The organism is Corallococcus caeni (assembly GCF_036245865.1).
GTDB classification, from domain to species: domain Bacteria; phylum Myxococcota; class Myxococcia; order Myxococcales; family Myxococcaceae; genus Corallococcus; species Corallococcus caeni.
Map to the genome: position 1 here is coordinate 513344 of NZ_BTTW01000003.1, position 19400 is coordinate 532743.

A 19400-nucleotide genomic window follows, 5' to 3' on the forward strand; every position below is an offset into this window, starting at 1 on the left:
CGGCTTCCCCCAAGATGCATTTCCCCCGCATTTCCCCCCGCATTTCTTCCGCAAAGAGGAGGGGAGCATGACCTTCCACCGCCGTGGCCTCGTGGCCGCGCTCGCGCTGTTCACCCTGGCCGGTCCCGCCCTCGCGCAGGCCCAGGCCACCCCGCCCAAGCCTCCCGCGGATCCGGACGCGGAACGCGCCGCGTACGTCCGGGCGCACTACACGAAGTACGAGGTGCGCATCCCCATGCGCGACGGCGTGAAGCTCTTCACGTCCTTCTACGTCCCCAACGACGCGAGCCCCCAGAAGCGCTACCCCGTGCTGCTCACGCGCACGCCGTACTCGGTGGGCCCGTACGGCGTCGGCCGCTACCCCCGCACCCTGGCCAACCAGGCCTTCGAGAAGGACGGCTTCATCTTCGCCTTCCAGGACGTGCGCGGGCGCTACCTGTCGGAAGGCGAGTTCGTCAACGTGCGCCCCCACCGCGACGGCAAGCGCGGCAAGGACGTGGACGAGAGCAGCGACACGTACGACACCATCGACTGGCTGGTGAAGCGCGTGCCGAACAACAACGGCAAGGTGGGCATCTGGGGCATCTCCTATCCGGGCTTCTACTCGTCCGCGGGCGCCATCGATTCGCACCCCGCGCTCAAGGCGGTGTCACCGCAGGCGCCCATCGCGGACTGGTTCTGGGACGACATGCACCGGCATGGCGCCCTCAACCTGCAGCTGACCTTCAGCTTCTTCGCCAGCTTCGGCAGGCCGCGCCCCACGCCCACCGACGACACGGAGTGGAAGCCCTATGACTTCGGCACCCCGGACGCCTACCAGTTCTTCCTGGACCTGGGCCCGGTGGCCAACGTGGAGCCCCAGCACTTCAAGGGCGACGTCGCGTTCTGGAAGGACATCGTCGCGCACCCCAACTACGACGCCTTCTGGCAAGCGCGGAACCTGCTGCCGCACCTGAAGAACATCAAGGCGGCGGTGCTGGTGGTGGGCGGCTGGTACGACACGGAGGACCTCTACGGGCCGCTGCGCACGTACGCCGCCATCGAGAAGCAGAACCCCGGCATCTCCAACACGCTGGTGATGGGCCCCTGGCCCCACGGCGGCTGGATGCGCGGGGAGGGCTCGTCGCTGGGGGACGCGGAGTTCGGCTTCCCCACCAGCACCACGTACCAGGACCTGGTGCTGGCCTTCTTCAAGCAGCACCTGAAGGGCGGCCCGGACGCGGCCGTGCCGGAGGCGCTCGTCTTCGAGGGCGGCGCCAACCGCTGGCGCAAGCTGGACGCGTGGCCGCCCAAGGGCACGAAGGAGACGCGCCTGTACTTCCAGCCCCAGGGCGCGCTGACGTTCCAGGCGCCCACGGCGGCGCAGGCTTCCTTCGACGAATACGTGAGCGACCCGGCCAAGCCCGTGCCGTACACGCAGGACCTGAGCCCCGGCTGGTCCAAGACGTACATGACGGAGGATCAGCGCTTCGCCTCGCGCCGGCCGGACGTGCTCACCTACCAGACGGCGCCGCTGACCCAGGACCTCACGCTCGCGGGCCCGCTGGAGGCGGAGCTGTGGGTGTCCACCACCGGCAGCGACGCGGACTGGGTGGTGAAGGTGGTGGACGTGAACCCCGGGAAGCTGCCCGGCTGGACCAAGGAGCAGGAGCAGTCCGGCGAGCGCAACCGGGGCGCGCAGCAGACGCTGGTGCGCGGGGAGCCGTTCCGCGGCCGCTTCCGCGACAGCTATTCCCAGCCCAAGCCCTTCACGCCCAACGAGGTGACGAAGGTGAAGTTCGTCATCAACGACGTGTTCCACACCTTCCAGCGCGGCCACCGGCTGATGGTGCAGGTGCAGTCCAGCTGGTTCCCGTTCATCGACCGCAACCCGCAGACCTTCGTGCCCAGCATCTACGAGGCGAAGCCGGCGGACTTCGTGCGCGCGATGCACCGGCTGCACCACACGGCGGCCTGGCCCAGTGCGCTGAAGGTGAACGTCCTGCCTGGACTGGACGAGTAGTTCCCCGGTCCCCCCGCGCGCGGTCTGCTAGGCTGCGCGCCCGCCACCAAAGCGCGCGGCCCCTTGCCGGGCCGCGCGCGTCGCCACGCCATGACGGGAGGGACATGACCGGTCACGACCGGCCCGACGCCGGGCGGGTGCTGCTCGACGGAAGCCTGGGGGAGGGGGGCGGCCACGTCCTCCGCTCGGCGCTGTCCCTGTCGCTCATCACCGGCCGTCCCTTCCAGCTCACCGGGCTGCGCGAGCACCGCGAGCCGGCGGGCCTGCGTCCCCAGCACCTGGCCTACGTGCGCGGCGCGGAGGCGCTGTGTGGCGGCACCAGCGAGGGCGCCGTCGTGGGCGCCACCGAGCTGCGCTTCACCCCGGGGCCCGTGCGCGCGGGGGACTACCTGCTGGAGGCCGGCGCTTCCGGCAGCACGCCCCGGCTCTTCCAGTGCCTGGTGTATCCGCTGGCGCTCGCGGGCGGCGGACGGCTCACGCTGCGCGGGGGCACGCACCTGCCGGGCGGGCCCAGCTTCCACGCGCTCGTCGGGGCGTGGCTGCCGGTGGCGCGCGCGTATGGGTTTCCCGTGCAGCTGTCGCTCACCCACGCGGGCTTCCACCCGGAGGGCGCGGGCGAGTTCACCGCGGAGGTGGGCGCCCCGGTGGAGCCCCCCGTGCGCGTGGACCTGCCCGCGCGGGGCGTGCTGCGCGAGGTGCGCGTGATGTCCTTCGTGGGCGGGCTGCCCTTCGCGGTGGCGGAGCGTCAGTCCCGCGCCGCGGTGGCCGCGCTGCGCGAGCGGGGCATCCTGGCGGAGGCGGACAACCGGCCGCTGGCGGTGACGCGCTCACAGGGGTCCGCGACGTTCGTGCTGGCGCAGTTCGAACACACCGTGGCGGCCTTCACGTCGCTGGGCGAGCGCGGCCTGGACGCGGAAGGGGTGGGGCGCGAGGCGGCGGAGGCCCTGACGCGCTTCATGGAGACGGGCGGCGCGCTCGACGAACACCTGGCGGAGCAGCTGCTCTTGCCGGCGGCGCTCCTGGCGTCAGGGAGGCTGGGGGCGGTGACGCCGGGCACCACGCGCTTCACCGCCGCTCGCGTCACCGGCGAGCTGATGGTCCAGGCGGAGGTGCTGCGGCGCTTCCTGCCGGTGCACATCCAGGTGGAGCCGGGCGGGAGCGTGGAGGTCCGCCCGGCGTGAGGCGTGAGACGGGGCTTCTTGCTTAAGCCTCGTCCTCGGCCGCGTTGCCGCGGGCGCCGAAGGTGTTGGTGTCCGCCATCTCCTTCACGGTGCCGCGGTAGGCGCGGATGGCGAAGGGCGTGGCGACGAGGAAGACGATGCCCACGAGGCCGATGGCCATCCAGGGAATGGGCGTCTCCTTGATCTGCACGTCCTTGCCGTAGCCGTTGAGGTTGTTGCCCATGGCGCGCGCCTTGGCGGCGTCCTTCTCTGCCTGGGTCAACTCCTTGCGGTTCTGGAACTCCTGGGGCTGCCGGCGCTGGGGCTGCGCCAGGACAGCGCCGCCCCAGACGAGGGCGAGGACGAGGACAAGCCGGGGGAGCGAGGGGGAGGGCATGGGCCTTGAGCCTAACAGAGCCTCCCGGGGCGGGTGAACAGGGGTTGCTTCGCCCGGCGCGGGGCGTTAGGCGCGCGGGATGCTCCGCCTTCCCTTGCTCCTGCTGGCGAACCTCCTCCTGGGGCTGCGGCTGCTCCTGGGCCTGCCCTTTCGTCTGATGGCGGCGCGCAAGCGGCCCACGTGGGTCCGCTTCCGGCTCGCGGGCAGCCTGCCGTACCGCCCGCGCCCCGTGCCCCGCTTCCGCCTGGGCGGCACCCCGGTGGAGCCCGCCACGGTGACGTCCCTGGAGACGCTGGGCCGGGCGCTGAAGGTGCTGGCCGCGGATCCGAAGGTGGAGGGCATCCTCCTGGAGGTTGAAGGCCTGGGCATCCCGGACTCCCGGCGGGAGGCCCTGCGCGGCCTGCTGTCGGACTTCCAGGCGGCCGGCAAGCGGGTGGTGTCCTGGGCGGTGATGGTGGACACGGACGCGTACCCCGTGCTGGGCGCGGCGGACGAGGTGCTGCTCGCCCCCATGGGCCGGGTGGAGCTGGTGGGCTACGCCGCCCAGGCCACGGTGCTGGGCGAGGCCTTCGGCCGGGTGGGCATCCACGCGCACTTCGCCCGGCGCGGCGACTACAAGACGGCGCCGGAGCTCTTCACGGACGGAAAGGTGTCCGACATCCAGCGACAGACGCTGGAGTCCTTCCTGGACGAACGCTACGCCGTCCTGGTGGAGGCCCTCTCCAGCGACCGGGGCAAGACGCCGGAGGAGGCGCGGGCGCTCATCGACGCGGGCCCCTACAGCGCGAAGCGGGCGCTGGACGCGGGGCTGGTGGACGGGCTGGTCCACGAGGCGGACCTGGGCGCGCACCTGGGCCTGGAGGCGAAGAAGGACGAGGAGCCGCCGGTGCCCACGTATGACGCGTACCTGGCGACGCTCGCGTTCCCGCCGGTGAAGTGGCGCCGGCTGCGCCGCAAGCCCCGGCTGGCGGTGGTGGACGTGGCGGGCATCATCATCCCGGGCAGCGGCGGCGCGGGCCGGTTCGCGGCGGCGGACACGGTGGTGAAGGCGCTGCGGCGGGCGGGCAGGGACAAGCGCGCGAAGGCGGTGGTGCTGGCGGTGGCGAGCCCTGGCGGATCCGCGCTCGCGTCCGAGCAGATCTTGGAGGCGGTGAAGCGCGTGGCGAAGCAGAAGCCCGTCATCGCGTACGTGGATCAGGTCTGCGCGAGCGGCGGCTACATGGCGGCCATCGGCGCGAAGGAGATCTGGTCCGCGCCCCATGCCGTCGTGGGCTCCATCGGCGTGTTCGTGGGCAAGTTCGAGTACGGCGAGCTGCTGGAGAAGCTGGGCATCCACCGCACCACGCTGGCGCGGGGCGAGAACGCGGCCTTCTTCTCCTCGTCCCGAGGCTTCACGCCGCACGAGCGCGCCGCGCTGGAGCGCGAGGTGGAGGAGAGCTACCAGTCCTTCCTGGAGCTGGTGGCCCAGGCGCGCGGCCGGACGAAGGAGGAGATCCACCAGCGCGCGGAGGGGCGCGTCTACTCAGGGCTGCGCGCGAAGGAGGCGGGGCTGGTGGACCGCATCGGCGGCTTCGAGGAGGTCTGCCGCCACGCGCTGGAGGAGGCGCGCGTCCCGTCGGACGACTTCGACATCGTGCGCTACGGCGGCGCCCAGGCGAAGCTGTCGCTGCTCAAGCTGCTGATGGGCGCGGCGCACCCGGCCACGTATGCCTTCTGCACCGCGGCCTGGAGCCTTCAGGGCTCCGGTTCGTCCAGGCACATCGAATAGGCGTCGCCCCTTTTCGCCAGACGGAGCGGCCCCTTAGCATGCGCCGCATGGCCCGCTCCTGCCCGGTCTGCCCCAGCCAGACGTTGAACGTCGTCCAGGCCTCCGACGTGGAGGTGGACGTCTGTCCGCGCTGCAACGGTCTGTACTTCGACCGCGGGGAGCTGGAGCGCTTCCCGGACCGGCCGTCGCTCAAGCCGCTCTTGAACGCGGCGAGGCAGGCCGCGTCCCGGTGCCGCAAGGGTGGGCACCTGATTCCGCGCGCCATGGCCGTCTGTGCCACCTGCGACGGCGAGCCCGTGGGCTGTCCCGGCTGCGGCGCGCGGCTGGCGCTGGTCAACGCGCGCGTCTGCAACGTGGACCTGTGCACACACTGCGGCGGCACCTGGCTGGACGCGGGCAAGTTCGAGGCCCTGGAGCATGCCGACGTGACGCCCCAGAAGGCCCCGCCCGTGTCCAAGGGCTGGGAGGTCGCCCCCGCGACGGATGGCGGCGCGGATCCATGGAAGGCCCCGGGCGCCACGGCCCCGCTGCCGCCGTCGGACTCCCCCACGGGCGGCCTGGGCGTGCGCTCCCCCCTGGCCTGCGTCCAGTGCGGCCTCCAGGTCTCCGTCCCCCAGGCGTTCGCGTTCAACGGCGATATCTACTGCCGCGAGCACCGTCCGAAGGGCGCCGTGTCGGGCGAAAGCCTGCCCAAGAGCCGGGACGCGAGCACCATGCCGTCCATGGACATGGAGGACACCTTCGACCTGGCGGACATCGTGATCGAGCTGTTCCGGCTGTTCCGCCGCTGACCCCGCGCGCGCCGCCCGCCCGGCTGGAGCCCGAGCGCCGACGGGAGATTGCCCACCCGGGGGCCGGGGTCTACCCTGCCGCGCCAGTGATGACCCGCCTCGCTCCCCTGAGCCTCCTGTTGTTGGGCACCGCCTGTGCCACCGCCTCGCGCGAACCGGCCTCGGTGGCGGAGGCGTACGCGAAGGCGCTGGAGGAGAACCGGCTGTCGGACGCCTACCGCCTGACGACTGGCGGCCCGGAGGGCGAGGGTGCCTTCCTGGAGGAGTACTCCGACGCCGCCGCCCGCCAGGAGCGCGCCGCCGCCGTCCGCACGGGTGCGGGCGTGCTGGAGGCCCGGGCCCCGTCCGTCACGCTGGCCCGCCAGGGCGAGGACTGGCGCGTGGTGGAGTCCCGCCCCGCGGACGTCCCCCGGGCGGCGCTGAAGAAGTTCCTGGACGAGGTGGAGTCCCGCGACTGGAAGGGCGCGTGGGGCCTGCTCGCCTCGCCGCTGAGGGCCCGCTACACGCCGGAGCGCCTGCGCGACGACTTCGAACGGGAGCCCCTGGCGAAGGAGCGCCTGCGCCGCGCCCGGCTGGCCCTCAACACCCATGTGCGCGTGGCGGCGGGCGAGGCCCTGTTCCCCCTGGGCGGCGAGCGCGCGGTGCGCCTGGTGCTGGAGGACGGCGAGTACCGCGTGGCGGCCATCGAATGACGGCCAGAAGCCGCGCGCGCTCCAAGCAGGGTGGAAGGCCGGGCAGCCTCCGGAGATGTGCGTTAAACGACGTTGACAGCCCCCGGAGTGCTGGCAATCTCCGCCCCCCTTCAAGCGTGCAAACGCCTGTTTTCAAAAGGTTTCAGGTGTCCCGATGAGCGTGTCCCAGGCCGATGTGATGACGGCCATGTCGAAGGTGATCGACCCCGAACTGCACGTCGACCTGGTGAAGGCCGGGATGGTGAAGGACGTGCGCGTCACCGGTGACACGGTGAAGCTGAAGATCGAGCTGACCACGCCCGCCTGTCCCATGAAGGGGAAGATCCAGGCGGACGCGGAGGCCGCGCTCAAGGCGGTGCCGGGCCTGAAGTCCTTCGACATCGAGTGGGGCGCCCAGGTACGCGGCGTCGCCGGCGGCTCCGGTGGCGGCGGGGCGCTCCTGCCGGGCGTGAAGAACATCCTGCTCGTGGGCGCCGGCAAGGGCGGCGTGGGCAAGAGCACGGTGGCGGTGAACCTGGCCACGTCGCTCGCGCAGCACGGCGCCAAGGTGGGCCTGCTGGACGCGGACTTCTACGGCCCCTCCGTGCCGCTGATGACGGGCACCGCGGACAAGCGCCCGGTGAGCCCCAACGGCAAGACGCTGGATCCGCTGGTCGCCCACGGCCTGAAGATCATGTCCATCGGCTTCCTGGTGGAGGCGGATCAGGCGCTCATCTGGCGCGGCCCCATGCTCCACGGCGCCCTCATGCAGCTGGTGCGCGACGTGAACTGGGGGGAGCTGGACTACCTCATCCTGGACCTGCCCCCGGGCACGGGCGACGTGGCGCTGACCCTGTCGCAGTCCGTGCGGGCCGCGGGCGCGGTGCTGGTGACGACGCCGCAGGACGTGGCGCTGGCGGACGTGGTGCGCGCCAAGCAGATGTTCGACAAGGTCCACATCCCCGTGCTGGGCATCGTGGAGAACATGAGCCAGTTCATCTGCCCGCACTGCAACAAGAGCACGCCCATCTTCAACCACGGCGGCGGACGCAAGGCCGCGGAGATGTTCGGCATCCCATTCCTGGGGGAGATCCCGCTCGACCTCAAGGTGCGCGAGGCGGGAGACTCCGGCGTGCCGGTGGTGGTGGGGCACAAGGACAGCCCGGAGGCGAAGGCCTTCCAGGACGTCGCCCGTGCCGTGGCGGGGCGCGTGTCCGCGCAGTCCATGAAGAGCGTGCCCCTGCCGGTGATGCAGGCCCGGTAGGGCTCAACTGACGTGAAGGAGACCCCGCATGGCCCCGGCCGGCAACGACGACCTCCCGCCTGATCCGCTGTTCGACGACGACTCGGAGCAGCAGCCCGGGCGGGAGAGCCGCTCGGGCGGCTTCGTGCCGGACTTCGTGCGGCGCATGGCGGTGGCCGGCATGGGCGCGGTCTTCATGGGCGAGGAGGGCATCCGTGCCCTCGCCGGCCAGCTGAAGCTCCCCAAGGAGGCGCTGGGCTTCATCCTCTCCCAGGCGGAGAAGACCAAGGACGACATCAGCCGCGTCGTCACGGAGGAGCTGCGCCGCTTCATGCAGTCGGAGAAGCTGCGCGACGAGTTCCTCAAGCTGCTCTCCGGCATGACGGTGGAGGTCAAGGCGCAGATCCGCCTGGTGCCGTCGGAGAAGTCCGAGGAGGCGCCCGCGCCGGAGCCGCACGCCAAGTCCTCCAAGAAGGCCGCGGAGGCGCCCACCGCGCGCGTGGTCATCACCGACGTGAACGCGCGCCGGCCGGCCTCCAAGCGCTCGAAGCGGGAGTAGGGACGTGGCGGAGGAGGTCCCCACGTCGCCCGCGCCGGAGCTTCCGGCACCGCCCCCCAAGCCGCGGCCTGGCTGGCGCACGCACCCGTTGCCCAAGCGGCTGGCGCTCATCGCCATCGTGGCGGTGGGGCTGTGGCTGTGGAAGGCCACGGACCTGCCGGAGCGGCAGATCATCTTCCAGCTCACCGGAGACGGCTGGAGCAGCGCGCGAGCCCTGGATCTCCAGGTGCTGGACGACGAGGAGCACATCCTCAAGCGCGAGGAGCGTTTCTTCGCGAACGGTCCGCCCCCGGAGGTGACGTTCAAGATGCGCCTGCCGGAGGGCACCTTCCGCGCGCTCCTGTTCGTGAAGGTGGAGGGGCGCGAACAGCGCGTGCGCGTGGAGGAACGGCTCACGGTGGGCGAGGGTGAGGCCATCGTCCGCCAGCCGAGGCTGCCCGCCATCAGCCGTTGACCGTCGTTGACCCTCCTGGGGGCGTGCGTTATGGCCGCCGGCACAGGAGAGAAGACGCCATGGCAACGGAACACATCGTCGTCGTCGGTGCAGGGCAGATGGGCGCGGGCATCGCGCAGGTGGCGCTCCAGGCGGGCCTCCGCGTGTCGCTGGTGGACGTCAACAAGGACGGGCTCGCCAAGGGCGCGGACCGCATCAAGGCCGGCCTGAAGAAGCTGGTGGAGAAGGGCAAGCTGGACGCGGCGAAGCAGCAGGCCGCCGAAGCGAACCTCGCCACCTTCACGAGCGCTCGCGACGCGAAGGACGTGGACGTCGCCATCGAGGCCGTCACGGAGAACGAGGACCTCAAGCGCCGCATCTTCCTGGAGCTGGACGAGGTCGTCCGCCCCGGCGGCATCCTCGCCACCAACACGTCCTCCATCCCCATCACCCGCATCGCCGCGGCCACGAAGCGCCCGGAAGCCGTCATCGGGATGCACTTCATGAACCCGGTGCCGGTGATGCAGCTCGTGGAGCTGATCCGCGGCGCGGCCACCAGCGATGAGACCTACGCCACCATCCGCGCGATGGCCGAGCGCATGGGCAAGACGACGGTGGTCTCCAAGGACTACCCGGGATTCATCGTCAACCGCATCCTCATCCCCATGCTCAACGAGGCCTGCTTCGCGCTGATGGAGGGCCTGGGCACCGCGGAGGACATCGACACCGCGATGAAGCTGGGCACCAACCAGCCCATGGGCCCGCTGCAGCTGGCGGACTTCATCGGCCTGGACACGGTGCTCTACATCGCCGAGGTGCTCCACAAGGGCCTGGGTGACTCCAAGTACCGCCCGTGCCCGCTGCTGCGTCAGTACGTGGACGCCGGCTGGTACGGCAAGAAGAGCGGCCGCGGCTTCTACAAGTACTAGGCCTTTCCGGAGACACCACGCACATGGACTACCAGAACATCAAGTTCGAGAAGGACGGCGCCATCGCCATCCTCACCGTGGACCGCCCCAAGGCGCTCAACGCGCTCAACAGCGCCACGTTCCACGAGATGGACCACGCGCTGCGCTCGCTGAAGGAGGACACGCGCGCGCTCATCGTCACCGGCGGCGGGGACAAGTCCTTCGTCGCGGGCGCGGACATCGCGGAGATGTCCACCATCAGCGCCGCGCAGGCCCGCGAGTTCTCCGCGCTGGGACACCACGTCTTCGCGTCCCTGGAGAACCTGCCCATCCCCACCATCGCGGCCGTGAACGGCTTCGCGCTGGGCGGCGGCCTGGAGCTGGCCCTGGGGTGCGATCTCATCTACGCGTCGGAGAAGGCCAAGCTGGGCGTGCCGGAAGTCACCCTGGGCGTCATCCCGGGCTTCGGCGGCACGCAGCGCCTCACGCGCCTGCTGGGCCGCGCCCGCGCCAAGGAGCTGCTCTTCACCGCGGACCGCATCGACGCGGCGAAGGCGAAGGAGATCGGCCTGGTGCTGGAGGTGCTGCCTCCGGATCAGCTCATGGCCCACTGCAAGGCGGTGGCCGCCAAGATCCTGAAGAACGGCCCGCTCGCGGTGGCCCAGGCCAAGCGCGTGGTGGAGTACGGCGCGGACCAGGACCTGCGCGCCGCCAACGAGCTGGAGCGCCAGGGCTTCGCGGTCCTCTTCGGTTCGGAGGATCAGCGCGAGGGCATGGCCGCGTTCCTGGCCAAGCGTCCTGCCAACTTCCAGGGCAAGTGACGTGAAGCGCGCGGTCGCGGCCGGGAGCCTGCTGTGCTTCCTGGCCGCGCCGCCGGCCCGGGCCGATGCCGAGCCGGAGCGCCTGGAACGCGCTCCGGCCCTGGTCTCCTGGAAGCGCACGCTGTGTCTCTACACGCTGTGCTTCCTGGAGCCCGCCATCCCGGACCTGCGCCGCGAGTGGGGCGACGGCGCCCACTGGGTGCTCTCCTGGCCCATCCACCCGTGGGCCACGCCGCCCCTGGACGTACCCGGCGTGCTGGGGCCCACGCTCATCCTGTCGCCCTTCGTGGAGCCCCAGTTGCGGCTGCGGCCGTCCACCTTCCGGCTGCTCGCGGGGGCCCGCGCGTATGCGTTCCCGGACGCGTACCGCATCGGCGTGCTGGCCGAGGGGGCGGGCGTGTGGGGCGGGGACGGGAAGGGCGGGGTGGCCGGGGTGGGGCTCACCTATGACCTGATTGAACGGCACCGGGACACCCAACCCTGGACGGTGTCGGTGGTGGTGCGCAGGGCGTGGACGGACGCGGGGGCTCGGACGGACGTGTCCTTCGACGTGACGGTGCCGCTGGCGATGTTCTTTGGGACCCGGATTCCCGCCCCCGAGGACGGCGGGGCGTCTTCGGAGTAGCCCCCGGGCGGACCCCGTACTATGGGAGGTCCACCATGAACTTCGAGCTGACCGACATCCAGCGCGAGATCCAGCGGCTGTGCCGCGAGTTCGCCGCCAAGGAGCTCATCCCCAACGCCCGCAAGTGGGACGAACAGCACGCGTGGCCCACGGACGCGGTGAAGAAGCTGGCGGAGCTGTCGCTGCTGGGCATCGCCGTACCGGAGGAGTGGGGCGGCGCGGGCCTGGACAACGTCTGCTACGCCATCGCCATGGAGGAGATTTCGCGCGGCTGCGCCTCCACCGGCGTCATCATGAGCGTGAACAACTCGCTCTACTGCGACCCGGTGTCCAAGTTCGGCACCCCCGAGCAGAAGGAGCAGTTCCTCAAGCCCTTCGCCAGCGGCCAGAAGATCGGCTGCTTCGGCCTGACGGAGCCGGAGGCCGGCAGCGACGCCGCCGCCCAGAAGACCATCGCCGTGAAGCGCGGCGACGAGTACATCATCAACGGCTCCAAGAACTGGATCACCAACGGCCCCAAGGCCGACGCCATCGTCCTCATCACGATGACGAACAAGGAAGCGGGCAACAAGGGCATCACCGCCTTCCTCGTGCCCACCAACACCCCCGGCTTCACCCGCGCGGAGCCCGACAAGAAGATGGGCATCAGCGCCGCCTGGTCCTGCTCCATGTTCTTCGAGGACATGCGCGTGCCGGAGAAGTACCGCCTGGGCAAGGAGGGCGAGGGCTTCAAGGTCGCCATGTCCACCCTGGACGGCGGCCGCATCGGCATCGCGTCCCAGGCGCTGGGCATCGCGCGCGCGGCCTTCGAGGAGGCGGTGCGCTACTCCGGTGAGCGCAAGACCTTCGGCAAGCCCATCCGCGACCACCAGGCCATCCAGTTCATGATCGCCGACATGGCCATGGAGATCGACGCGGCCCGCCTGCTCGTGTGGCGCGCGGCGCTGATGAAGGACAAGGGCGTGCGCCACAGCCCGGAGAGCGCCATGGCCAAGCTCTACGCCAGCGAGATGGCCAGCCGCGTGGCCAACAAGGCCCTGCAGATCCACGGCGGCATGGGCTACAGCAAGGAGATGGACGCCGAGCGCCACGTGCGCGACGCGCGCATCACCGAAATCTACGAGGGGACGAGCGAGATCCAGCGCATCGTCATCTCCGCCAACCTGCTGAAGGAGTAGTCACCCGCCATGAAGCGCGCGCTCCTCCCCGTGCTGTTCCTGTCCCTGGGCCTTGGCGCCCCGCTGGCGCTCGCCCAGGGCACGTCGAAGAAGAAGGCCGCGGCCACGCCCGCCGCGACCCAGACGGCCCCTGCGACGACGCCCGCGCCCAAGAAGGACGACGGGCTGGACGTCAGCCGGCTGCCCTTCACCCCGGACTCCATCCGCCAGGTGATGGCCCACCACATGCCTCGGATCCAGGAGTGCTACGAGGACCACATGGTGGAGAAGGACAAGAAGGTGGAGGGCCTCTTGCGCACCACCTTCACCATCACCGCGGAAGGCACCGTGCGCAGCGCGAAGATCGACAAGCACGGCAGCACGCTGAAGGACGCGGGCCTCAACGACTGCGTGGTGGCGGTGCTGTCGTCCATGGACTTCCCCAAGCCCCCGGACGGCCGCGACCACCCCATCGAGTACCCGTTCAACCTCAAGGCCATCGAGTAGCGCTCCAGCCGCGCTCAGGACACCCGCGCCCGTGAACTTCGACCTCACCGAGACCCAGACGCTCATCCGCGACACCGCGCGCAAGTTCGCCCGCGAGCGCGTGGCCCCGCACGCCCGCGCCGCGGACCGCGAGGAGCGCTTCGACCCGGAAGTCTTCAAGGCCCTGGCCGAAGTGGGCCTGCTGGGCGTGAACCTGCCGGGGAAGTACGGCGGCGCGGAAGCGGGCGTCGTGTCCTACGCGCTGGCCATGATGGAGATGGCCGCCGCGGACGCCTCCGTGTCCGTGGCCATGGCCGTCACCAACATGTGCGGGGAGCTCATCCACGCGGCCGGCAACGACGCGCAGCGGGAGAAGTACGTCACGCGCATCACGTCCGGTGAGGCCATCGTCGGCGCGTTCGCCCTGAGCGAACCGCACGCGGGCTCCGACCCGGGCGCCATGCGCACCACCGCCACGAAGCGCGGCGACGTGTACGTGCTCAACGGCAGCAAGCAGTGGATCACCTCCGGCGCCTACGCGGGCGTCATCGTCGTCTGGGCCCGCACGGGCCAGGCCGGCAACAAGGGCCTGTCCTGCTTCATCGTGGAGGGCGGCGCCAAGGGCCTCCACGTGGGCAAGCACGAGGACAAGATGGGCCTGCGCGCGTCCAACACCGTGGGGCTCACCTTCGAGGACTGCGAAGTGCCCGCGGCCAACCTCCTGGGCAAGGAGGGCGACGGGTTCCGCCTGGCCATGATGGCGCTGGACGGCGGCCGCATCGGCATCGCGGCGCAGGCGTGCGGCACGGGCCGCGCGGCGCTGGAAGCGACCGTGTCCTACACCAAGGACCGCAAGGCCTTTGGCCAGGCCGTGGCGGACCTCCAGGCCCCGCGCTTCATGATGGCGGACATGCGCACACAGCTGGACGCGGCGGAGCTGCTCACCCTGCGCGCCGCCGCCCTCAAGGAGGCCGGCCAGCCGTTCACCCGCGAGGCCTCCATGGCGAAGCTGTTCGCCAGCGAGATGAGCAACAAGGTCGCGGACAAGGCCGTGCAACTGCACGGCGGCTACGGTTACATCGACGAGTTCCCGGTCGAGCGTTACTTCCGGGATGCCCGCGTGCAGACCATCTACGAGGGCACCAGCGAGGTGCAGCGGATGGTCATCGCCCGCGAGACGTTCCGGCGGGAAGGGTAGGGGTAGGTGCGCTTCGCCTGTCCCACACAGGGCGGGCGGGCAAGGGGGCCCCGGCAGGCGCCAGAGGTGCGGCGCCGCTCGGGTGTTCATAGAACACGGATCACCATATGGCGCGGCGCCCCACTTGACTCCCGGAAACCCAGGTGTCTAGGGTGCGCGGCTTCCAACCAGCCTTGCGTCCCTGTTCGAGGGACAATCGCGGTTTCCCGTCGCTCCCCGCAGGCGGCCGCGCACCCATCTCAACAGGGGGCAGTTGTACCGTTCCAAGGACTTCCACTTCATGCAGCAGAACGTGAACCAGCAGATCGACGGCGGTGACGAAGACTTCGCGGCGATGTTCGAGGCCTCGCTCAAGGAGCGTGGCGGCGACGGAATCCTGAAGGAAGGCGAGATCGTCAAGGGCACGGTCGTGCAGGTGACGAAGGATTTCGCGATCGTGGACATCGGCTACAAGTCCGAGGGTCAGGTCCCGATCTCCGAGTTCACCAATCCCCGCGGGGAAGTCACGGTCAAGGCCGGCGACCCCGTCGAGGTCCTCCTGGAGAGCCGCGAGAACGACACCGGCATGGTCGTCCTCTCCAAGGAGAAGGCCGACAAGATGCGCATCTGGGACGAGATCTCCGCCGCGTGCGAGCGTGATGAGATCGTCAAGGGCACCATCGTCGGACGCGTGAAGGGCGGCCTCTCCGTCGACATCGGCGTGAAGGCGTTCCTCCCCGGCTCCCAGGTCGACATCCGCCCTGTGCGCAACCTTGACCAGTACATCTCGAAGGAATTCGAGTTCAAGGTCATCAAGTTCAACAAGAAGCGCGGCAACATCGTCCTCTCTCGCCGCGTGCTGCTGGAGAAGCAGCGCGAGGAGATGAAGAAGGAGACCCTCAAGAACCTCAAGGAGGGTGCGGTCCTCAAGGGCGTGGTCAAGAACCTCACGGACTACGGCGCCTTCATCGACCTCGGCGGCATCGACGGCCTGCTCCACATCACCGACATGTCCTGGGGCCGCATCGGTCACCCCAGCGAGATGTTCAACGTCGGTGACGAAGTGCGCGTCGTCGTCCTCAAGTTCGACCCCGCGCAGGAGCGCGTCAGCCTGGGCCTCAAGCAGATCCAGGAGGACCCGTGGCACCGCGCCGACGAGAAGTACCCCGTCGGGACCCGCGTCGCCGGCAAGGTCGTGTCCATCACGGACTACGGCGCGTTCATCGAGATCGAGCAGGGCGTGGAGGGCCTGGTGCACGTGTCCGAGATGTCCTGGACCAAGCGCCTCAAGCACCCGTCCAAGATCCTGGAGGTCGGCCAGACGGTGGAGGCCGTCGTCCTCGACATCGATCCGAAGGCCAAGCGCATCGCGCTGGGCATGAAGCAGATCGAGCAGAACCCCTGGACGCTGCTCGAGGACAAGTACCCGATCGGCTCCGTCATCAAGGGCCAGATCCGCAACGTCACCGACTTCGGCGTGTTCGTCGGTGTCGAGGAGGGCGTGGACGGCCTGGTGCACGTGTCCGACATCTCCTGGACCCAGCGCATCAAGCACCCGGGCGAGATGTTCAAGAAGGGCGACGAGGTCGAGGCGGTGGTCCTCAACATCGACGTCGAGAACGAGCGCTTCAGCCTGGGCATCAAGCAGCTCCAGCCGGACCCCTGGGAGACCCTCTCCGAGCGCCTGCCCGTGGGCAGCCGCGTGAAGGGCAAGGTCACCAAGGTCACCGACTTCGGCGCGTTCGTGGAGATCGAGCCGGGCATCGAGGGCCTCGTCCACGTCTCCGAGCTGAAGGAAGAGCGCGTGGAGAACCCCCGCGACGTGGTGAGCGAGGGCCAGGATGTCGAGGTGAAGCTCATCGACATCAACACCCCGGACCGCAAGGTGGCGCTGTCCATCAAGGCGCTCATCGGCGAGGGCGAGGACTACCGCGAGTACCTGCGCAAGCAGGCCGAAGGGTCCAAGGCCCGCCTGGGCGACGTGATGGCCTCCAAGCTGAAGAAGTAATCAGCCCAACGTCATGACGTGAATAGCGGCCGGGTTCCCAATCGGGAGCCCGGCCGTTTCCATTTGATTCGCCCGAAACCGGCCGTGATAAGTCGCATCCAAACCTTCCTGGCAGCTCTCAGTTCCCTCTCAAGGAGACAGTTCCATGGCTCGTGAAGTCGTCATCGTGGGCGCGGCCCGTACCCCCATCGGCTCCTTCCAGGGAGCGCTGTCCAAGCTCACCGCCCCGCAGCTGGGCGCCATCGCCATCAAGGCGGCGCTGGAGCGCGCGGGCGTGAAGCCGGAGGCCGTGCAGGAGGTCATCATGGGCTGCGTCCTCCAGGCGGGCGTGGGCCAGGCGCCTGCCCGCCAGGCGGCCATCTTCGCGGGCCTCCCGGACTCCGTCCCGGCCGTCACCCTCAACAAGGTCTGTGGCTCCGGCCTGAAGACGGTCATCGCCGCGGCGCAGGCCATCGCGCTGGGTGACGCGGACGTCATCGTCGCGGGCGGCATGGAGTCCATGTCCAACGCGCCCTACCTGAGCCACACCATGCGCGGCGGTGCCCGCATGGGGAACGTGGAGTTCAAGGACGCGATGATCAACGACGGCCTCTGGGACGTATACGGCAACGTCCACATGGGCAACTGTGCCGAGGAGTGCGCCACCTCCCAGGGCATCAGCCGCGCGCAGCAGGACGAGTTCGCGCTGGAGTCCACCCGCCGCGCCATCCAGGCCCAGAAGGAAGGCCTGTTCGCCGCGGAGATCGTCCCCGTCCAGATTCCGGGCAAGAAGCCGGATGAGTTCACCACCGTCTCCGAGGACGAGGGCCCCAAGAACGCCAAGCCGGACAAGATCCCGGGCCTCAAGCCCGTGTTCAAGAAGGACGGCACCGTGACGGCCGCCAACGCGTCCTCCATCAACGACGGCGCCGCGGCGCTGGTGCTGATGAGCGAGGAGAAGGCGAAGGCCGAAGGCCGCACCATCCTGGGCCGCATCAAGGGCTACGCGCAGGCGGCCCGCAAGCCGGTGGAGTTCACCATCGCGCCGGCGGACGCCATCAACACGCTGCTCAAGAAGCAGAACATCACCGCCAAGGACGTGGACCTCTGGGAGATCAACGAGGCCTTCTCCGTGGTGTCCATCGCCAACAACCGCATCCTCGGCCTGGAGCCGTCCAAGGTGAACGTGCGCGGCGGCGCGGTGGTGCTCGGCCACCCGATTGGCGCCTCCGGTGCGCGCGTGCTCGTCACGCTGCTCCAGACGATGAAGGACCAGGACAAGAAGCGCGGCGTGGCGTCGCTCTGCATCGGCGGCGGCGAAGGCATCGCGCTGATGGTCGAGCGCTGAGGACCTGACCGCATGAACAAGGTCTACGCGAGCGCGGACGAGGCGGTCGCCGACATCCCGGACAACATCACCCTCATGAGTGGTGGGTTCGGGCTGTGCGGCAACCCCGAGAACCTCATCACGGCCCTGCACAAGAAGAACGTGAAGGGCCTCACCATCATCTCCAACAACTGCGGCACCACGGAGCTGGGGCTGGGCATCCTCCTGCAGAACAAGCAGGTGAAGAAGATGGTCGCCAGCTACGTGGGGGAGAACAAGGAGTTCGAGCGGCAGTTCCTCTCCGGCGAGCTGGAGGTGGAGCTGAACCCGCAGGGCACGCTCGCCGAGCGCATCCGCGCCGGGGGCTGCGGCATCGGCGGGTTCTTCACGCCGACGGGCGCGGGCACCCAGGTGGCCGAGGGCAAGGAGTCGCGCATGATCGACGGCCGGCTCCACGTCCTGGAGACGCCGCTGAAGGCCGACTTCGCCATCGTCCACGCCTGGAAGGCGGACACCTGGGGCAACCTGGTGTTCCACAAGACGGCGCGGAACTTCACGCCCATGATGTGCATGGCCGCCAAGGTCACCATCGTGGAGGCGGAGCACATCGTACAGCCGGGAGAGCTGGACCCGGACCAGGTGCACATCCCGAGCATCTTCGTGCACCGCATCGTGCAGGCGCAGAACCTCCAGAAGTGGATCGAGCGGCGGACCGTCCGCAAGAAGGCGTCCTGAAGCCATGCCCCTGACTCGTGAACAGATCGCGCAGCGCATCGCCCAGGAGCTGAAGGACGGCTTCTACGTGAACCTGGGCATCGGCATCCCCACGCTCGTCCCCAACTACATCCCGCACGGGGTGGAGGTGGTGCTCCAGTCGGAGAACGGCCTGCTCGGCATCGGGCCGTATCCGGAGGAGGGGACGGAGGACCCGGACCTCATCAACGCGGGCAAGGAGACGGTGACGGTGGTGAAGGGCTCCGCCTTCTTCGACTCCGCGCTGTCCTTCGGGATGATCCGCGGCGGCCACATCGACCTGGCCGTGCTGGGCGCCATGGAGGTCAGCGAAGAGGGTGACCTGGCCAACTGGATGATCCCCGGCAAGATGGTGAAGGGCATGGGCGGCGCCATGGACCTGGCCGTGGGTGCCAAGCGCATCTACGTGGCCATGGAGCACGCCAACAAGGACGGGCAGCCGAAGATTTTGAAGAAGTGCTCGCTGCCGCTGACGGGCCTCAAGTGCGTGCACCACATCGTCACGGACCACGCGTTCATCGACGTGACTCCGGAGGGGCTCGTGTTGCGGGAGCTGGCGCCCGGACTGACGGTGGAACGGGTGCAGCAGCTCACCGAGCCGAAGCTGAAGATCGCGCCCGACCTGCGCGAGATGAAGTTTCCCGCCTGACGTAGGGTGCTAGGGTGCGCTTCCGTCTCCTCGGGTGAGACGGAAGCCACCATCCCCCGAGGAGCGGAGCACCTCATGGCCGACACTTCGGAGAAGCCCGTCCCCGCGCCTCGCGCGCACCGCATCGACCATGAGCTGCCCGTGGCGTACCGCACGGTGGCGGGCTTCGTGACGGACTGGGCGGTGAACCTGTCGCGCGGCGGGCTCTACATCAACACGCAGCAGCCGCTGCCGGTGGGCACGGTGGTGCGCCTGCTGGTGTCGCTGCCGGGGGCCAGCTTCCCGGTGGACCTGTCGGGGAAGGTGACCCGGACCAACGCCCAGGGCACGACGGGCGGCGAGGTGCCGGGGATGGCGGTGGAGTTCCTGGACGTTGACGACGAGAAGCGGTCGCGCATCGAAGCGTTCGTGGAGCGCCTGCGGGAAGCCCTGCCGGCGGACGAGCGTGGCAGTGCGACCCGGAAGTAGGGCGGCCCCACCCAGGCG

At 69.7% G+C, this 19400-nt stretch carries 20 protein-coding genes; 19 read left to right on the forward strand and 1 reads right to left on the reverse strand.

The features are described 5' to 3' along the window. Nucleotides 1-67 precede the first annotated feature (67 nt). Together AABA78_RS16380 and rtcA are read left to right on the forward strand one after the other, a co-directional pair. On the forward strand, nucleotides 68-2002 hold the full coding sequence (locus AABA78_RS16380) for a CocE/NonD family hydrolase (RefSeq protein WP_338264002.1): 1935 nt from the start codon (nucleotides 68-70) through the stop codon (nucleotides 2000-2002). Between the two features lie 104 nt (nucleotides 2003-2106). Next, nucleotides 2107-3183: an RNA 3'-terminal phosphate cyclase gene (gene rtcA, locus AABA78_RS16385; protein WP_338264003.1), complete on the forward strand. Its 1077-nt coding sequence runs from the start codon at nucleotides 2107-2109 to the stop codon at nucleotides 3181-3183. 22 nt (nucleotides 3184-3205) lie between these two features. Here the strand turns inward: rtcA and AABA78_RS16390 are convergent, their stop codons facing one another. Continuing rightward, nucleotides 3206-3559, reverse strand: a complete 354-nt coding sequence (locus tag AABA78_RS16390) for a hypothetical protein (RefSeq protein ID WP_171417057.1) — start codon at nucleotides 3557-3559, stop codon at nucleotides 3206-3208. Nucleotides 3560-3638: 79 nt separating this feature from the next. Between AABA78_RS16390 and sppA the strand changes: the two genes are divergently transcribed. The 17 genes from sppA (at nucleotide 3639) to AABA78_RS16475 (ending at nucleotide 19382) form a co-directional block, all read left to right on the forward strand. Beyond that, nucleotides 3639-5327 carry a signal peptide peptidase SppA gene (gene sppA / locus AABA78_RS16395; RefSeq protein WP_338264004.1) on the forward strand — a complete coding sequence of 563 codons (1689 nt, stop codon included), beginning with the start codon at nucleotides 3639-3641 and terminating at the stop codon, nucleotides 5325-5327. A 47-nt stretch (nucleotides 5328-5374) separates the two neighbouring features. Next, nucleotides 5375-6118, forward strand: coding sequence for a TFIIB-type zinc ribbon-containing protein (locus tag AABA78_RS16400; RefSeq protein ID WP_338264005.1), 744 nt, complete (start codon nucleotides 5375-5377; stop codon nucleotides 6116-6118). A gap of 89 nt (nucleotides 6119-6207) precedes the next feature. After that, a complete protein-coding gene (locus AABA78_RS16405) occupies nucleotides 6208-6810 on the forward strand; it encodes a hypothetical protein (protein WP_338264006.1) in 603 nt (200 codons plus the stop codon). A 154-nt stretch (nucleotides 6811-6964) separates the two neighbouring features. After that, the gene (gene apbC / locus AABA78_RS16410; protein WP_338264007.1) at nucleotides 6965-8053 is read left to right on the forward strand and encodes an iron-sulfur cluster carrier protein ApbC; all 1089 of its coding nucleotides are present in this window, start codon (nucleotides 6965-6967) and stop codon (nucleotides 8051-8053) included. Nucleotides 8054-8081: 28 nt separating this feature from the next. Next, nucleotides 8082-8591, forward strand: a complete 510-nt coding sequence (locus tag AABA78_RS16415; protein ID WP_338264008.1) for a hypothetical protein — start codon at nucleotides 8082-8084, stop codon at nucleotides 8589-8591. 4 nt (nucleotides 8592-8595) lie between these two features. Beyond that, nucleotides 8596-9045 (forward strand): hypothetical protein, encoded by a 450-nt coding sequence (locus AABA78_RS16420; RefSeq protein WP_338264009.1) that lies wholly within the window; start codon nucleotides 8596-8598, stop codon nucleotides 9043-9045. Nucleotides 9046-9104: 59 nt separating this feature from the next. Next, nucleotides 9105-9953 (forward strand): 3-hydroxyacyl-CoA dehydrogenase family protein, encoded by an 849-nt coding sequence (locus AABA78_RS16425; protein WP_171412886.1) that lies wholly within the window; start codon nucleotides 9105-9107, stop codon nucleotides 9951-9953. Between the two features lie 23 nt (nucleotides 9954-9976). Continuing rightward, nucleotides 9977-10753 (forward strand): enoyl-CoA hydratase-related protein, encoded by a 777-nt coding sequence (locus tag AABA78_RS16430; protein WP_338264010.1) that lies wholly within the window; start codon nucleotides 9977-9979, stop codon nucleotides 10751-10753. Nucleotide 10754: 1 nt separating this feature from the next. Then, nucleotides 10755-11378 (forward strand): hypothetical protein, encoded by a 624-nt coding sequence (locus tag AABA78_RS16435; RefSeq protein WP_338264011.1) that lies wholly within the window; start codon nucleotides 10755-10757, stop codon nucleotides 11376-11378. A 35-nt stretch (nucleotides 11379-11413) separates the two neighbouring features. Further along, nucleotides 11414-12556 carry an acyl-CoA dehydrogenase gene (locus AABA78_RS16440; protein ID WP_120530068.1) on the forward strand — a complete coding sequence of 381 codons (1143 nt, stop codon included), beginning with the start codon at nucleotides 11414-11416 and terminating at the stop codon, nucleotides 12554-12556. A 9-nt stretch (nucleotides 12557-12565) separates the two neighbouring features. Next, on the forward strand, nucleotides 12566-13042 hold the full coding sequence (locus AABA78_RS16445; RefSeq protein ID WP_338264012.1) for an AgmX/PglI C-terminal domain-containing protein: 477 nt from the start codon (nucleotides 12566-12568) through the stop codon (nucleotides 13040-13042). 31 nt (nucleotides 13043-13073) lie between these two features. Beyond that, nucleotides 13074-14219, forward strand: coding sequence for an acyl-CoA dehydrogenase family protein (locus AABA78_RS16450; protein ID WP_171412882.1), 1146 nt, complete (start codon nucleotides 13074-13076; stop codon nucleotides 14217-14219). Between the two features lie 280 nt (nucleotides 14220-14499). Further along, complete coding sequence (locus tag AABA78_RS16455) at nucleotides 14500-16206, forward strand: 30S ribosomal protein S1 (protein ID WP_120563302.1); 1707 nt, start codon at nucleotides 14500-14502, stop codon at nucleotides 16204-16206. A gap of 145 nt (nucleotides 16207-16351) precedes the next feature. After that, the gene (locus AABA78_RS16460) at nucleotides 16352-17533 is read left to right on the forward strand and encodes a thiolase family protein (RefSeq protein ID WP_338264013.1); all 1182 of its coding nucleotides are present in this window, start codon (nucleotides 16352-16354) and stop codon (nucleotides 17531-17533) included. Nucleotides 17534-17545: 12 nt separating this feature from the next. Continuing rightward, nucleotides 17546-18247: a CoA transferase subunit A gene (locus tag AABA78_RS16465; protein ID WP_014397004.1), complete on the forward strand. Its 702-nt coding sequence runs from the start codon at nucleotides 17546-17548 to the stop codon at nucleotides 18245-18247. Nucleotides 18248-18251: 4 nt separating this feature from the next. After that, nucleotides 18252-18914, forward strand: coding sequence for a CoA transferase subunit B (locus tag AABA78_RS16470; protein WP_338264014.1), 663 nt, complete (start codon nucleotides 18252-18254; stop codon nucleotides 18912-18914). Between the two features lie 75 nt (nucleotides 18915-18989). Next, nucleotides 18990-19382 carry a PilZ domain-containing protein gene (locus AABA78_RS16475; protein WP_171412879.1) on the forward strand — a complete coding sequence of 131 codons (393 nt, stop codon included), beginning with the start codon at nucleotides 18990-18992 and terminating at the stop codon, nucleotides 19380-19382. The last annotated feature ends 18 nt before the right edge of the window (nucleotides 19383-19400 follow it).

Coding starts and splice junctions, on each gene's coding strand:
- apbC (WP_338264007.1), top strand. CDS start 6,965: ATGAGCGTGTCCCAGGCCGATGTGATGACGGCCATGTCGAAGGTGATC.
- AABA78_RS16425 (WP_171412886.1), top strand. CDS start 9,105: ATGGCAACGGAACACATCGTCGTCGTCGGTGCAGGGCAGATGGGCGCG.
- AABA78_RS16445 (WP_338264012.1), top strand. CDS start 12,566: ATGAAGCGCGCGCTCCTCCCCGTGCTGTTCCTGTCCCTGGGCCTTGGC.
- AABA78_RS16460 (WP_338264013.1), top strand. CDS start 16,352: ATGGCTCGTGAAGTCGTCATCGTGGGCGCGGCCCGTACCCCCATCGGC.
- AABA78_RS16390 (WP_171417057.1), bottom strand. CDS start 3,559: ATGCCCTCCCCCTCGCTCCCCCGGCTTGTCCTCGTCCTCGCCCTCGTC.
- sppA (WP_338264004.1), top strand. CDS start 3,639: ATGCTCCGCCTTCCCTTGCTCCTGCTGGCGAACCTCCTCCTGGGGCTG.
- AABA78_RS16465 (WP_014397004.1), top strand. CDS start 17,546: ATGAACAAGGTCTACGCGAGCGCGGACGAGGCGGTCGCCGACATCCCG.
- AABA78_RS16475 (WP_171412879.1), top strand. CDS start 18,990: ATGGCCGACACTTCGGAGAAGCCCGTCCCCGCGCCTCGCGCGCACCGC.
- AABA78_RS16400 (WP_338264005.1), top strand. CDS start 5,375: ATGGCCCGCTCCTGCCCGGTCTGCCCCAGCCAGACGTTGAACGTCGTC.
- AABA78_RS16470 (WP_338264014.1), top strand. CDS start 18,252: ATGCCCCTGACTCGTGAACAGATCGCGCAGCGCATCGCCCAGGAGCTG.
- AABA78_RS16380 (WP_338264002.1), top strand. CDS start 68: ATGACCTTCCACCGCCGTGGCCTCGTGGCCGCGCTCGCGCTGTTCACC.
- AABA78_RS16455 (WP_120563302.1), top strand. CDS start 14,500: ATGCAGCAGAACGTGAACCAGCAGATCGACGGCGGTGACGAAGACTTC.
- AABA78_RS16405 (WP_338264006.1), top strand. CDS start 6,208: ATGACCCGCCTCGCTCCCCTGAGCCTCCTGTTGTTGGGCACCGCCTGT.
- AABA78_RS16415 (WP_338264008.1), top strand. CDS start 8,082: ATGGCCCCGGCCGGCAACGACGACCTCCCGCCTGATCCGCTGTTCGAC.
- rtcA (WP_338264003.1), top strand. CDS start 2,107: ATGACCGGTCACGACCGGCCCGACGCCGGGCGGGTGCTGCTCGACGGA.
- AABA78_RS16440 (WP_120530068.1), top strand. CDS start 11,414: ATGAACTTCGAGCTGACCGACATCCAGCGCGAGATCCAGCGGCTGTGC.
- AABA78_RS16430 (WP_338264010.1), top strand. CDS start 9,977: ATGGACTACCAGAACATCAAGTTCGAGAAGGACGGCGCCATCGCCATC.